Raw genomic sequence first — 14,178 nt, forward strand, 5'->3', positions numbered from 1 at the left:
TCGATAACACCTTTGTTGTGCTAATTTAATCATACTAAGTTTTTATTGTGAAAATAAGATGACCGAAAAAGATAAGCTTTCCAAGGAAGTAGAAGAGCAAATACAAAGTATTGCAAGTGATGTATACATTCAAATAGAAGAAAAGCTAACCCAGCTAGTGTCTACTGCTGTGCCCAAACACACTGAAAAATCGGTTAATGTTGAGCAAGCGCCTGATTATATAGCGCTGCAAAAAAACTACCAAGCGAGTCAGCAAGAGTTAACTACAAAAAGTAAACGTTTTACTGAGCAAATAACAACGTTAGAGCAAAGTGTAGCTAATTTAAAAAAACAATTATCAGATGAACAACAAAAAAAGGCAGCAGAAGCAGCAAAAAGTAAAGCAGATCTTAAAGCACAAGATAGTGATTTAGCCAAAAAAATAGAGCACTTAGCGCAAGAAAATAACGAGATTAAATCACAGTTAGCTAGTGCTAAAGATAAACAGCAAGTCAGTGAGCAAAACTTCCAAGTAGAGTTAACACAAAACAACATCAACTTTACCGAAACAATTGAGCGCCTAGAGCATGAAAATAGCTTGATTAAGGCTATGTTAACCAAAGAGCAATCTAAGTTATCCAGTGAGCAAAAAAATTCAAAGTCAGCCTTGAGCGAGCAAACTAAGCAATTACATAAAACCATTGAAACTTTAGAAAAGTCGCTGTCAACTCAAAAGACACAATTCACCAAAGAGCAAACGCGCTTTAATGAACATGATAAAAAGCAAAAAACGCAACTTAGTAATAACGAGAAAGAGCTAAAACAACAACAACAACAGATAGTAACGTTAAATGAAAAGCTATCGACCTTGGTTAAACAAGAGCACGCTCAAGCAAAAGCATTAGCGGCAAGTGAAAAACAACAAAAAAGTAGTGAAGAGGCTCTGCAAAAAGCTGAAAAATTGTGGCAAAAAACCACAGATCAGCAAAACACAACATTAGTTGACAATAAAAAGGTCATTGCAGATTTAAACAAAAGAGTAGAAGAATTAAATGAGAAGCTAAAAAGTGCGATAAAGCAGAATGAAAACCAGGTCATAGAAGCAAAAAAAGCAGCAGATCAACTTCAAAAACAAATGGCTGCAAGCAAGCTAGAAGCCAATAAAGAGGTTATGAGTATAAACGAGCAGCTTAAACAAGCAAAAAATGACACTGAAATTCAGAAAAAAGCATTAACTGAGCAACAAGAAAAAACAGTCTTCTTAGAAGAAGAGATTAAGCTCCATGTCAAAACGGTGCAAGGTTATAAACAGGAAATAGCCCAGTTAACCGAGCAAAAAGTTAAGCTAATTAAGCAACAACAAGCAGAGCAAAATATTAGCATAGCAAAAGTAGAAGACCACAAGAAAGCTCAACAAGCACTACAACAAAAAGTGACACAACTAGAGACTAAAAATCAAGAGCTAGGCGGCAGTTTAATTACTGAACAATCAAATATTAAATCATATCAAAAAGAAATTGAGTCGTTAAAATCACAGGTGAAGTTAGCTCAAGATGCGCAAGAGGGAGCTCAAAAACGTTTTGATGTTAGCCGAGCAAAGCAAGAAAAAGAAAACGATCAAGTACGAGAAACTATTAAATATTTGCGAGATGAAAACAGCGACTTGATTACACAGCATAATGAGAAAAAAGAGCAATACCTTGAACAAATTCATGAGTTAGAAAGTAAGTTGACAGAATATCGATTAAAGTTTGAATACGCGCAAAAACAACTTGCACAAAATAACTAAACGTTAGCAGGTTTATTGCTGCTTTGATCTTTAAATCATATCTGGCATCGACATGGTTTGATACAATAACCATTAGTGATGACATTTTTAAACGAGAACTAACTTGGCAAACCATCTTCCTTTTGAAAAACTAGGTTATTGGCAACAAATAGCCTTTGCTAGCGCTATACTTGAGCGCATGTTACCAAACTACCAAATGTTTAGTGAAAATAGCCAGTTTGGTGATTATGCGCTGTTACGTAATCAACTTGACCTAGTTTGGCAATGGTTAGATAAAAACAGTCAAATTAAAATCAATATTAATGCTCAGCTAGCTAAGTTAGAAGCTCAGACGCCAGATCCTGAAGCGTTTGACACTTTCGGTGTGTTTCCTGCGCTTGATGTTTGCATGGCGATGATGGCTTTGTGGCAATTAATGCAATCAAATGGTCAAGATAAACACCATGAAGATATTTCAAGCATTAGTCGCTTATCACTTAATAGTGTCAATTATTATGTTGAGTTATTACTGTTAGATGAGGGAATGACCCAAATAGATGCCAAAGATATCGGTGCCCATCCATTAGCTGTTTGGGAAAAGGACACGCAAAATGAATTGTTTGATTTTCTAAAACTTGCTGCACAAAGCAAGCGTAGCTGCCAACTTGCCAAAGAAATGGTGCTCTCAGAAGGGCTTTCTAATCTTGGGATTGAAATAGAATAATTTTAGTTAAATGTGGATTTTTACCGAATTTTCATGCATATTTTTCCTGTAATCGATTTTTAAATAGGATTTGTTGATGAATTACGTAAAAATTACCTTTGCATTATTGGTGCTAATAAACCCCTTTATTAGCCATGCAAGCAGTATCGCAGAAAAAAACACCGCCATTGAAGCAACGGTCAAGCAAGCCATGAAAACTTTTCAGGTGCCAGGTGTTGCAGTTGCTATCGTAAAAGATAATCAGGTGGTGATGAGCCGAGGCTTTGGGGTGATTGAACACGGCAAAAATACCAAGGTTACCGCAGACACCTTATTTGGTATCGCTTCAAATACCAAAGCTATGACTGCCGCCTTACTTGCCAGCTTAGTTGATGAGGGCAAGTTAACTTGGCGCACCAAGGTCATTGATATTATTCCTGAATTTCAAATGCCTGATCCCTATGTTACCCGTGAATTTACCATAATAGATTTGTTGTCTCACAACTCTGGCTTAGGTTTAGGTGCTGGCGATTTAATGATTTGGCCACAAACCACCTTGACTAATGCTGATGTTATTAAGGGCTTAAAACACTTACCTCAAGTGTCTAGCTTTCGTAGTGAGTTTGCTTATGACAATTTAATGTATGTTATTGCAGGTGAAATTATCGCTAAACTGACTTCATCAACATGGCAACAAGCTATTCAAACCAGAATTTTTAACAAGTTAGGAATGGAAAACACCTACCCAACTTTTTCTCAAATTCCTACTAATCATAGTAACGTTGCCCGTGCCCATGTTCCTTTAGAAGGACAGTTAACGGTAGTCGGTGGTAATTTTTTAGAGAAGTTTACTTCTGCTGGCTCTGTGGCATCAAACGTTAATGATATGGCGTTATGGTTAAAAGCTCAATTAAATAAAGGTACCTATAACAATAAATCGGGCGCTGAGGCTCGGTTGTTTTCAGCGGAGCAAAGTCGCGCTATGTGGCAAGCTCGGACGGTGCTTCCAGTGTCAGAAGCAGCCACCAAACAAGATAAAACACACTTTTCAGCTTATGGTTTAGGCTGGTTTTTAAAAGATTATCACGGGGTGAAACTAATTCATCACAGTGGCGGTATTTTAGGTATGGTGTCAAAAGTAGTAGTTGTGCCAGAAGAAAACCTTGCCATGGTTATTCTCACTAATCAGCAGTCAGGTTATGCGTTTAATGCCATTTATTTACAAATTCTAAATGAATACCTTGAGCTTGCAGAAAAAGACTGGGTCACTTATTTTCATGATAAACAACAAGCACGTAAAGCTAAAGAAACTGTGCGCTTAGCTAAGGCTGCTAACGCTGTGGATAAAAACTCACGTCACTCTTTGCCTTTAAAAGCTTACGCAAAAACTTTTACCGACAACTGGTATGGGGATATTCATATTGGGTATAAAAACAATCAACTGACAATGCAATTTAGCAACACTCCAGAATTAAAAGGAACATTAACGCATTACCAGCACAATACCTTTATTGTGCGTTGGCAAGACAGAAGTCTTGAAGCGGATGCTTTTGTTAACTTCCATTTAAATGAGGTAGGTGGTATTGAGTATGCGACCATGAAGGCAGTGTCACATGCTACAGACTTTAGCTTTGATTTTCATGATTTGAAGTTAATACCTAATCCATAATAATCAGCTAGATAGTTAAAGCGCCTACCTTGAGGATAACACTTTCTTTAGTTTAGCTTTAACCGAGCGCCAATGAGTCATCGGCATTGTTGGCGCTTTTTCTAGCACTTGCTCAAATTGTTGTTGAGTTAAATTAACCTCTCCGCCATGAGCCAAAATGACACTTTGGGCATTCAACTTGGCTATTTTACGCAGTGAATTACGATAACGCTCTGGATAGAAAACCGGGAAAGGCGGAATATACCCCTTGCGGGTAGTGACAATTAAATCGGCAATGTATATACGGTTGCTAGGTAAGTGATGTAAGGATAAATCTCTATCGGTATGTCCCTGTGTTGCTAACGCTCGCCAGTCGTCAAAACCGGGCAGTAAGTCACCATCGTTTAATTGATAATCAGCTACTAATTTTCTGGAATACCATAACCAACGTTGTGACTGTTTTTTCTTATTCGCAACCCAGCGGGTTAAGAGTAAATCGGTAATATGCATTAATATACCATCAAAACCGCTATACCATTGCCCATCCACATTGGCGCTAGCAATTTTACATCCGGTGATTTGTCTTAATTTATGTGCTGCGCCAGCATGATCTGGGTGCATATGGGTAACCACCACTAAGTGTAAATCTGTTAATGGTCTAGCCAAGGTGTCCGTTATAAAATGCTTGATCAATGACACATCAGCACGACTACAGCCATCAAGTAAGAGTAATTTATTTTGGTATTGGGCAAGTAGTATGGTTTGAATATAGCCATCCAGTTTATGTAGTTTTATCATGTTTTCCTATATAGCTTGGTTGTTGGCTGAGTTTTCATGTTCTTTGGTACAAACGGTAAGCCACTTGCCCGGCGACTTTCTCTTTTAGTAACTGCCAATTATTTGGTATTGGCTGATCACCATCGGTTTCTGTCTCAACATAAATTAATGCTTGCTTGGCTAACCAACCATTCTCTAACAATTCACAGGTTTGAGACACTAAATTTTGTCTAAAAGGCGGGTCAATAAACACTAAATCAAAGTGTTGTTGTTTTTGAGTATTGAGAAAACGTAATACATCAACATTATTGACAGCAATATTATCAGCCTTAAGTAATGCTTTGTTAGCTAGTAGCTGTTTGGCGGCAGCTTTATTTAATTCAATTAAGTTAATATGGGCAGCGCCGCGAGAAAGCGCTTCAAAACCTAAACTACCGGCCCCAGCAAAACAATCTAAACAGTTCGCATCATATAGGTAAGGCATTAACCAATTAAATACCGTTTCTTTAACCCTATCTGTGGTGGGTCTTAACCCTTCGGCGGACAATACAGGTAGTTTTCTGCCACGATGCTTTCCCGCAATAATACGAATGCTGCCTGTTGCCGGCTTTTTGTTTTGTTGTTTTTTACCTTGACTCATATCACTGACAGTTATCATTTAAAGTGCTAATATAGCCCCAATTTTACACCATAATGATATCCAAGCGAACTGAAACCTCAATTTTGAGTTTGCTTAGGTATACCAACACTATTAGGTCGAGCAAAGTGTCTAAAAAGAAAAAAGGTATGTTTTCCTGGTTAGGATTTGGTCAGGATGAAAAAGAACAAGTCGTTGAAGAAACTTCTGAATCTGCGGAACTAGACACTGATGAGCAAACTGTCGAGCATAGCAACGAAGCTGAGCCTTTAGCCGTAATTGACGAGCAACCAAACGAGCCGATAATTGATGCAGATATCAATGAACTTGAAGCTGAGGTAGCTCAAGTACTGCCTGCCCCGACAGGAGAAAAAACTGAACCAGAGCCGGTTGCTCTTGATACTGTTGAGCCTGAGCAAGAAGGTGAGCGGGTCGATGATACTAGCGATACAGCTGAATCACAAGAGATAGACCAAGCCCCGGCAGAGCTAAAACCTCAGGAAGAAGAACCGGATGCACATCAAGCAAATGAACCACAAGCAACGCCCGACAAAGAGGCTGGCAAGCAAACCAAATTAGGCTTTTTCGCCCGTTTAAAACAAGGTTTGAGTAAAACACGTCAAAACTTAGGTGGCGGCTTATTCGATTTATTCCGTGGTAAACAAATTGATGATGATTTGTTTGAAGAGCTAGAAACCCACTTACTAATGGCAGATGTTGGTGTTGAAACCACCATGAAAATTATTGACTCACTAACCAAAAGTGCAAGTCGAAAACAATTAAAAGACGCCGAAGCTTTGTATGAGTTATTAAAAATAGAACTTAAAAAAGTGATTGAAACAGTTAGTCAACCGCTAGAAATACCACAAAGCGACGGCCCTTTTGTCATGTTAATGGTAGGGGTTAATGGCGTGGGTAAAACCACTACTATTGGTAAGCTAGCCAAACAATTTCAAGCCCAAGGTAAGTCAGTGATGTTAGCTGCCGGCGATACTTTTAGAGCCGCAGCAGTTGAGCAATTGCAGGTATGGGGTGAGCGTAATGATATTCCTGTTATTGCCCAACATACGGGTGCTGATAGTGCGTCAGTTATTTTTGATGCAATAAGCGCCGCTAAAGCACGTAATGTTGATATTATTATTGCTGACACCGCAGGGCGTTTACAAAACAAAGCACACCTAATGGAAGAGCTGAAAAAAGTGGTTCGGGTGATGAAAAAACTTGATGTTGATGCGCCCCATGAGGTGATGTTGACTCTTGATGCGGGCACCGGACAAAATGCATTAAGCCAAACAAAATTATTTGATGAAGCTGTTGGCTTAACAGGGTTAACGGTTACTAAGCTTGATGGAACCGCTAAAGGTGGTGTCGTTTTTGCTATTGCCGATAAATATAATATTCCTATTCGATATCTAGGGGTAGGAGAGGGGATTAATGATCTGCGCCCGTTTGATGGCAATGATTTTATTGATGCTTTGTTTGCAAAAGAGTAATAGACTGGTAACACAAGTAAATAATAACAATAATTATGATCAGCTTTAGCAATGTTAACAAAACTTACCCTGGCGGTTTTTTAGCCTTAAAACAAGTGAACTTCTCGCTTGCTGCCGGAGAAATGGCTTTTTTAACGGGCCATTCAGGCGCAGGTAAAAGTACCTTGCTAAAGTTAATCTCTATGATGGAAAAACCAAGCTCAGGTAGTATTTTAGTGAATAATACCGAGTTGGCAAAAATACAGTATCAACAAATTCCCTATGTTCGCCGTGGCATCGGTATGATCTTTCAAAGCCATAATTTGCTTAAAGATCGCACTGTGTTTGATAATGTTGCTCTACCTCTAATTATCGAAGGGGTCAGCCATAAAGAGATTAAAAAGCGCGTTGAAACGGCTTTAGATAAAGTCCATTTAACCACTAAAATTAAATGTTTTCCTCATATGCTATCGGGCGGCGAACAACAACGTGTGGGCATAGCCCGCGCTATTGTCAATAAACCTCCTATTTTACTGGCAGATGAACCTACGGGTAATTTAGACCCCAAATTATCCCTTGATATTATCAAGCTCTTTGAAGAATTTAATGCTGCTGGTGTCACGGTATTAATTGCCACACATGATCTTGGCTTAATTGCGCGCATGCGTTATCGCACTTTAACGTTAAAAGAGGGCGCTATGATCAATGACGGCATTATTGAGGGCTTAAGCGCTGAGGGCATACAAACTCAAGGTGTTGTTTATGAGTAATAATTTGCACCAAAGTGGTTTAAGCCAACGTAGTTCTTTTTTTAGACGTTTACTTACTTTGCCTATTCGTCACTTGCAACAAGCGGTGGGCAGTTTAGGGGGGTTATGGCGCACGCCCTTTACCTCTGTAATGACGGTGTTTGTACTTGGCATTAGTTTGGCTTTACCGGCGACACTGCACTTGTTTGTTAAAAATGCCCAACAAGTCAGTGAACAATGGAATAGTGCCTCACAAATCACCTTGTTTTTACGATTATCTACCAATGATAAAAGTGCAAAAAACTTAGTTAAGCGTATTAAACTGTATGATGAGGTGAGTGAGGTTCATTATATTTCTGCAGAGCAGGCTCTAAAAGAGTTCAAACTATTGTCTGGTTTTGGCCAGTCACTTGAATATTTAGATACCAACCCGCTACCTGCCACAATATTAGTAACCCCCACTCAACGTGCCAGCCAAGTAAGCGCAGCTAAAGAACTGTTAGTGAAGTTAAAACAGGAGCGAGAGGTTGAACAAGGAAAGCTTGATTTAGAGTGGCTGACACGCTTAGAAGCCATAGCACAACTCATTGAGGACATTGTGATTGGCGTGGCGCTGCTATTGTGTATGTCAGTGGTACTGATTGTTGGCAATACCATCCGTTTGGCGATATTGAACCAAAAAGATGCTATTGCGGTGATGAAGCTTGTTGGCGCAACTGACAGTTTTATTCAGCGACCATTTCTATATAGTGGCGTTTGGTTTGGTATTTTTGGTGGCTTGTTGTCATGGTTAGCGGTCACAATACTGGCACAATACTTAACAGGTGCTATAAGTAAGCTTACGGATTTATACCAAAGTAGCTTTGAATTACAAGGCTTGTCATTTTATGAAGCAATATTACTCATCGCGTTTGCTGTGTTATTAGGTTTGGTCGGCAGTTATATTTCTGTACGTAAACATATTCGCGCAATTGAGCCGAATGCAGAGTAAGCTATATCGTTGTTTATTAATAAAAAAGCTCTTTGTTAATAATTTTTAACAAATATAGAGATAAAAAATTGAAAGATCATCTTGTTTTGCCCTATCTATTAAGCTAATGTTTGTTTTCGCTCAATGCTGGTCGTCAGGCGTATATAGCCAAAAAGGCTGATTTATGTTACAATCACGACAGTAAAAAGAGTAAATTTTTAAGAAAAGAGGTTTCTAATTATGAGTAATACAATGCAACTTTGTGTACCTAAAAGTGGCAGTATTGAATCTTACATGCAATCAGCGTATAGCATTCCAATGCTTACAGCAGAAGAAGAGCATGATCTCGCTACTAGCCTCTATGAAGAAAATGACTTACAAGCAGCACAAAAGCTGATCATGTCACATTTACGTTTTGTTATACATATCGCCAAAGGCTATTCAGGTTATGGCTTAGCACAGGCGGATTTAGTACAAGAAGGTAATGTTGGCCTGATGAAAGCCGTTAAACGATTCAACCCAGAAGTAGGTGTTCGTTTGGTGTCATTTGCTGTTCATTGGATCAAAGCAGAAATTCATGAATATGTACTAAAAAACTGGCGCATAGTTAAAGTTGCGACCACCAAAGCACAACGCAAACTGTTTTTTAATTTACGTAAAAATAAAAAACGTTTAGGTTGGTTTAGCAATGATGAAGTCAATACTGTTGCAGAGTCTTTAGGTGTTAGCACCAAAGATGTCTTGGAAATGGAAAATCGCATGAGCAGCCATGACCAAGCCTTTGAATTATCATCTGATGACGATGACACCGGAACCAGTAATTTTTCACCTGCTTTGTATCTTGAAGATAAACAATCAGACTTAGCTGATGAAGTTGAAAATGCTAACTGGGAAAGCCATGCTAATAATCGCTTATCAACCGCATTAGTTGCCTTAGATGAACGTAGCCAAGATATTATTAAAACCCGTTGGTTAGCAGAAGACAAATCAACCTTGCAAGATCTTGCTAATAAATATCAAATTTCAGCAGAACGTGTTCGTCAATTAGAAAAAAATGCCTTAAACAAGCTGAAAAATACAATGGTTTTGTAAATCAACATTGAGACCATAGTATAAAAAGTACACTTGGATAAATATATCCTCATTAAAAACCGGCACAATGCCGGTTTTTTGTGTTTTGAGCACAGAACAACCATTTCCCTATGTTTTACCTCCAAGCGCTTAAGCACTGGCTAACTATTAAAGAGAACAGAGGCTTGTGAGGACATATCAATGAGTTGTTATAGAAAACCTAGTCCATTGAATATAAATTATTCACCAATAGCAAAAAAGTCAAAGCGATAGATAAATTAAGATGGAAATGGTGGCGTTAATCTAATAGAATCCGTTGCGAAGCGCTCTCGTGGTGAAATGGATATCACATGGACCTCCGGAGTCTAGGTTGCAGGTTCGATTCCTGCCGAGAGCGCCATTTCTTAATTTTGTGAAATATCTATCAATTGTTTTGCTCTCCCGCCCTATATCGCTAAATTCAACGCTTGATTAGTTCGCTTTTATTTCAACAGAGATGTGTGAAAGATCTGGTAACTGTGCTTTTAGTATGTGTTTGTACTCTTCAAGCGTAAGTGGCTTTGCAGATGAAACCGAGACAATAGCAGCTTGGTGGCCGCTGGCTACTTTCCATATATGGATATCATTAATGACAGTGTTTCTTTCATTCATCGCGGCAGATATTTCCTCTAAGCTAGCAGTATCGACCGATTTATCTAAGAGTACTTTACTAGACTCCTTAATCAAGCCAACTGACCAATGAAAAATAACCATAGCACCGACAATACCCATTACAGGGTCTAGCCAAACTAAGCCAATATATTTACCAATAACCAAAGCCACAATGGCAAGTATTGACGTTAACGTATCTGCTAATACATGAAGGTAGGCTGCTTTCATGTTGTGATCATGATGCCCATCGTCTCCATGATGATGGTGGTGATTATCTTTTAATATCAAAGCAGAAACCACATTGACCACCAAGCCAATCAATGCCACGATAATAGCTTCGCTAAATTGGATGCTCTGTGGTTCAACCAAACGGTGTACAGATTCAACGACCATCATTAAAGCCACTATGCCCAATGCAACAGCGCTGGCAAAGCCACCAAGATAATTAACTTTTCCCGTGCCAAAACTAAATGATTTATTATTGGCATGCCTTTTAGCATAGGAATAAACAAAAAGGGCAATTAAAAATGCTGCTGAATGCGTACCCATATGCCAACCGTCAGCAAGCAAAGCCATAGAGCCAGACCAAGTGCCAGCAGCAATCTCAAGCACCATTACTACGGTTGTCAGCCAGAAGACTATTTTTACTTTATGGGTGTTTTGGCTGTTATCAACGCCAAAGTCATGTGAATGTTGCCATTGTATTGTTGATTCACTCACTTTTTGTTCCTTTTTTAGGCAAGGCTTTTAAATAATAATTATTATCATTATATGCTCCTCTGCAGTATAGTTTAAAGAGAAATATACGCATGGCACATACATACAATATTCAAAAGAAACTACTACACAGTGTTCGACATATTAAAAAGCTATCTTCAATAGAAAGCAGGGCATAGTTAATGCGACAATAGGGCAATTGACCGCTAAAGCAAGGAAACCGTAAATGCCAAATATCCCCCAGCGATTCATATTAATCACCCTTATCGCTTTAATTGCTCTCGGGTTACCTTTTGAAACGCTTGCCCATGGTGTTGATGAAAGTACTCGTGCCTTTTTGTTGCAAAACACTGGCGTACAAATTATCCCATTTTTATATATTGGTGCTAAGCATATGGTAACCGGTTACGACCATTTATTATTTTTAGTGGGAGTACTTTTCTTTTTATATAGAAGCCGAGATGTTCTGCTGTATGTCAGTATGTTTACGTTAGGGCACAGCATTACCTTGTTGTTTGGTGTGATGAGTGATATTGAGGTTAACGCCTATTTAATTGATGCTATTATTGGCTTATCAGTGGTGTACAAAGGTTTTGATAATTTAGGCGGTTTTCAGCGTCTTTTAGGTAAGTCACCTAATGCTAAATTAGCGGTATTAATCTTTGGGCTTTTTCATGGTTTCGGTTTGGCAACCAAGTTACAGGAATTTCAAGTACCTGATGATGGTTTAATTGCCAACCTTATTGCCTTTAATGTGGGCGTTGAATTAGGGCAATTTACAGCCTTGGCTTTTATTTTATTGATGATCAATATTTGGCGTAAACATAGCAGTTTTACTCGTTTTGCCACTAATGCAAACTGCTTATTGATGAGCGCAGGTTTTATGTTGATAGGTTTTCAATTAACAGGTTATTTCATCAGTTAATCATTAAGTGGCTATAACAGTTCCAAGTCAGCCGATAAACAGTATTAAAAAGAGAATAAAAAATGCAACAAACCATTATGTTAACAACAACAGCGCTAGTTAAATACACCTTGTTTAGTGTTGTTTTTGCCGCAGTCATATTGCTGACAGTAATCTTGCCTGCTGAATACAATATCGATCCTACCGGTATTGGCCAAAAACTGGGCTTAACAGTGTTTAATAATAAACAAGCAGAAACACCAGCCCAACCGACACTTGCTAGCGAAACCATAACAGTGGTTGTTCCCGCGGGTCGTGGCGTAGAGTACAAGTTTATTATGGCTCAATATCAAAAGCTTGAGTATGAATGGAGTACTGATAGTGAAGCCTTGTACTTTGATCTGCATGGTGAACCACAAGGCGATACTACGGGCTATTTTGAAAGTTATGCTATCGCAACCTTACGTAAAATGAAGGGAAGCTTTACTGCGCCATTTACAGGCTCTCATGGATGGTATTGGAAAAACACATCGGATACACAGGTTAAAGTTACACTTACTGTTAAAGGTGATTATTCTACCCATAGCCTTAAATAACCGGTTAAATTTTAGGGATCGCTTGATTAACATAAACGTCAAAGCGATTCTTTTTCATTTTTATTGAAGTGCTTGGCTTTTTATTGTTGAGTGGTGGTGCATAACTCGGACGTTTCACAACCACGCGGTATTTTGCTAGAGCTATCGCTGGTTCTAGTAACGCATCAGCATCGAGATCTTCACCCACTAACGATTGAAAAACCCGCATTTCTTTTTTTACCGCCGCGGATTTTTCACGATGTGGGTACATGGGGTCAAGATAAACCACATCTACTTGCTCAGCTATATTCATATTTTCAATAGATGAGGCATGAACGAGCTGCATCCGCTGAGCAATGTCACCTACTTCGCTATTAAGTTTCGCACGCTCTAAACCGTCATCAAGTAAAGCGGCTACCACAGGCATGCGCTCCATTAGAGTAACATTACAACCTAAGCTTGCGAGGACAAAAGCATCACGCCCCAAACCTGCGGTAGCATCCAATATATGGGGAGTAAAACCATGCTTTAACCCGATGGCTTTGGCAATATCTTGGCCGCGACCACCACCAAATTTACGGCGGTGCGCCATAGCGCCTTCAACAAAATCAACCTTGATGCCGCCTAGCTTGGGCTCGTCCAGTTTTATCAACTCTAGTGCTTGTCGGTTAAGCTGCAAGATAAATGTTAATTGTGGGTGTTTGCTGGCTGAGGCTACATCACCGATATAATTGAAGCGCCACAGTTTAGCTAGCCGTTTACAGTGCTCGCTGTCAATACTGTCACAATAGGCAATGGCAATATCTTGATAAAGTGGATCAGTCATGATGTAGCTCAACTTGAATATAATTATCGCCGCTAGCAAAAGCAATTAAACGGCTCAATTGTGTCAGACTGTAACCGGATTCTTGTTGCAGTTGATTAAAGTAAGCTTGAATAGCGGTTAAACTTTTTTTGCTTTGTAAGCCGCCATCGATAACTTTTTGTGCTCTTAGGTAGGCTTCTACATCTGAACTAAGAATAAAGGTATCTTTACCCAGTAAACGTAAAGCATAAGGGCCAGTATTACCGCCTAAGCGCTGGCCATGGTCTTTCAAATAAGCCCATAAACCGATAATGTCACTACTGGGCCAGTCGGCAATAAATTGGGCAAAGCTACACTTGCCTTCACTTTGATGGTCGTAAATCATTTGCGCGTTAGCTTTAATGGTTTTGACTTTGTTGTAATTGCGAATGATTTTAGGATCGGCTGCTTTTCGCTCAAGCATCTCTTCTGGCATCATTAATATCTTTTCAATATCGAAATTAAAAAAGCTTGCTTCAAAGTCAGGCCATTTGTTTTCTACCACACGCCAGACAAAGCCGGATTTAAATATCTGTTTGGTAAATGCGGATAGAACTCTATCATCACTGAGTTTGGCAACACTTTGATTGGCGGCGCTATCAGTGAATAATTTTTTACCAACAATCTTTTGTCCTAGCAACAATTCTAAGGCTGATACGCCGCCTTTTCTATCTGCGGCGCGTTGATATAAAGCACTAAAATTTTCTTGCATC

14 protein-coding genes and 1 tRNA gene are annotated in these 14,178 nt (G+C 39.1%); 10 read left to right on the plus strand and 5 right to left on the minus strand.

The annotated features are described in order from the left end of the window. Window positions 1-58 precede the first annotated feature (58 nt). The 3 genes from ABXG98_RS04780 (at window position 59) to ABXG98_RS04790 (ending at window position 4,119) form a co-directional block, all read left to right on the plus strand. A complete protein-coding gene (locus tag ABXG98_RS04780; protein WP_353537558.1) occupies window positions 59-1,768 on the plus strand; it encodes a hypothetical protein in 1,710 nt (569 codons plus the stop codon). A gap of 103 nt (window positions 1,769-1,871) precedes the next feature. Then, window positions 1,872-2,471, plus strand: coding sequence for a YjaG family protein (locus ABXG98_RS04785; protein ID WP_353537559.1), 600 nt, complete (start codon window positions 1,872-1,874; stop codon window positions 2,469-2,471). A gap of 76 nt (window positions 2,472-2,547) precedes the next feature. After that, on the plus strand, window positions 2,548-4,119 hold the full coding sequence (locus ABXG98_RS04790) for a serine hydrolase (RefSeq protein ID WP_353537560.1): 1,572 nt from the start codon (window positions 2,548-2,550) through the stop codon (window positions 4,117-4,119). Window positions 4,120-4,143: 24 nt separating this feature from the next. On the opposite strand, the gene ABXG98_RS04795 is transcribed toward ABXG98_RS04790, so the two are convergent. Further along, window positions 4,144-4,893 (minus strand): MBL fold metallo-hydrolase, encoded by a 750-nt coding sequence (locus ABXG98_RS04795; RefSeq protein ID WP_353537986.1) that lies wholly within the window; start codon window positions 4,891-4,893, stop codon window positions 4,144-4,146. A 37-nt stretch (window positions 4,894-4,930) separates the two neighbouring features. Then, window positions 4,931-5,515, minus strand: a complete 585-nt coding sequence (gene rsmD, locus ABXG98_RS04800; protein ID WP_353537987.1) for a 16S rRNA (guanine(966)-N(2))-methyltransferase RsmD — start codon at window positions 5,513-5,515, stop codon at window positions 4,931-4,933. A gap of 146 nt (window positions 5,516-5,661) precedes the next feature. Here rsmD and ftsY point away from each other — a divergent pair, with 146 nt between their 5' ends. The 5 genes from ftsY (at window position 5,662) to ABXG98_RS04825 (ending at window position 10,174) form a co-directional block, all read left to right on the plus strand. After that, entirely contained in the window at window positions 5,662-7,005 is a 1,344-nt protein-coding gene (gene ftsY, locus ABXG98_RS04805) for a signal recognition particle-docking protein FtsY (protein ID WP_353537988.1), read from the plus strand. A 35-nt stretch (window positions 7,006-7,040) separates the two neighbouring features. Further along, entirely contained in the window at window positions 7,041-7,754 is a 714-nt protein-coding gene (gene ftsE, locus ABXG98_RS04810) for a cell division ATP-binding protein FtsE (RefSeq protein ID WP_353537561.1), read from the plus strand. After that, entirely contained in the window at window positions 7,747-8,724 is a 978-nt protein-coding gene (gene ftsX, locus ABXG98_RS04815) for a permease-like cell division protein FtsX (protein ID WP_353537562.1), read from the plus strand. The genes ftsE and ftsX overlap by 8 nt, the downstream gene beginning before the upstream one ends. A gap of 219 nt (window positions 8,725-8,943) precedes the next feature. Further along, window positions 8,944-9,795 carry an RNA polymerase sigma factor RpoH gene (gene rpoH, locus ABXG98_RS04820; protein WP_353537563.1) on the plus strand — a complete coding sequence of 284 codons (852 nt, stop codon included), beginning with the start codon at window positions 8,944-8,946 and terminating at the stop codon, window positions 9,793-9,795. Between the two features lie 304 nt (window positions 9,796-10,099). Continuing rightward, window positions 10,100-10,174: transfer RNA gene (locus ABXG98_RS04825), tRNA-Arg, on the plus strand. A gap of 71 nt (window positions 10,175-10,245) precedes the next feature. On the opposite strand, the gene dmeF is transcribed toward ABXG98_RS04825, so the two are convergent. Further along, window positions 10,246-11,145, minus strand: a complete 900-nt coding sequence (gene dmeF, locus ABXG98_RS04830; RefSeq protein ID WP_353537564.1) for a CDF family Co(II)/Ni(II) efflux transporter DmeF — start codon at window positions 11,143-11,145, stop codon at window positions 10,246-10,248. A 223-nt stretch (window positions 11,146-11,368) separates the two neighbouring features. Here dmeF and ABXG98_RS04835 point away from each other — a divergent pair, with 223 nt between their 5' ends. Next, on the plus strand, window positions 11,369-12,067 hold the full coding sequence (locus ABXG98_RS04835; protein ID WP_353537565.1) for a HupE/UreJ family protein: 699 nt from the start codon (window positions 11,369-11,371) through the stop codon (window positions 12,065-12,067). A gap of 62 nt (window positions 12,068-12,129) precedes the next feature. Further along, window positions 12,130-12,642, plus strand: coding sequence for a hypothetical protein (locus ABXG98_RS04840; protein WP_353537566.1), 513 nt, complete (start codon window positions 12,130-12,132; stop codon window positions 12,640-12,642). A 4-nt stretch (window positions 12,643-12,646) separates the two neighbouring features. Here ABXG98_RS04840 and ABXG98_RS04845 read toward each other — a convergent pair whose 3' ends face one another. Next, on the minus strand, window positions 12,647-13,366 hold the full coding sequence (locus ABXG98_RS04845; RefSeq protein ID WP_353537989.1) for a class I SAM-dependent methyltransferase: 720 nt from the start codon (window positions 13,364-13,366) through the stop codon (window positions 12,647-12,649). A 73-nt stretch (window positions 13,367-13,439) separates the two neighbouring features. Further along, on the minus strand, window positions 13,440-14,177 hold the full coding sequence (locus ABXG98_RS04850) for a DNA-3-methyladenine glycosylase I (RefSeq protein ID WP_353537567.1): 738 nt from the start codon (window positions 14,175-14,177) through the stop codon (window positions 13,440-13,442). Window position 14,178: the final 1 nt, after the last annotated feature.

The sequence above is a fragment of the Colwellia sp. KU-HH00111 genome (genome assembly GCF_040362745.1).
Classification (GTDB): domain Bacteria; phylum Pseudomonadota; class Gammaproteobacteria; order Enterobacterales; family Alteromonadaceae; genus Colwellia.